This window comes from Dietzia massiliensis, assembly GCF_018390595.1.
GTDB classification, from domain to species: domain Bacteria; phylum Actinomycetota; class Actinomycetes; order Mycobacteriales; family Mycobacteriaceae; genus Dietzia; species Dietzia massiliensis.
Genome location: NZ_JAHBAV010000363.1, coordinates 1 through 325 on the forward strand (window position 1 = coordinate 1; position 325 = coordinate 325).

The 325-nt window shown below is 51.4% G+C and carries 1 protein-coding gene; it reads left to right on the forward strand.

Going from position 1 to position 325, the window contains the following annotated elements; all coding sequences use genetic code 11:
* On the forward strand, positions 1 to 325 hold a 325-nt coding region (locus tag KHA85_RS20765; RefSeq protein WP_213186762.1), incomplete at both ends, for an acyltransferase family protein.

Genomic DNA, 325 nt, shown 5'->3' on the forward strand with positions numbered 1-325 from the left:
ATGTTCTACCTGCCGTTCTTCATCCTCGGCGCTTATGCGTTTAAGTATGTGTGGCTTAAGGAGATTTTTCTGCGCCGCTCACCGCTGGCGCTGCTCGGTTCGCTGCTGCTGTTTGTCGCATATATGCTGAACCAAAAGCTGCTGGCGCACAGCAGCTATATGTTCGAGCTGGAAGTGGTGATCAAAACCCTAATGGGGATCCTGATGACCAACGTGGCGTTCTCTTTCGGGCATAACCTGCTGAATTATCACTCGCCGCGCATCACCTATCTGGTCAACGCCTCGCTGTTTATATATCTGGTGCACCATCCGTTGACCCTGATAT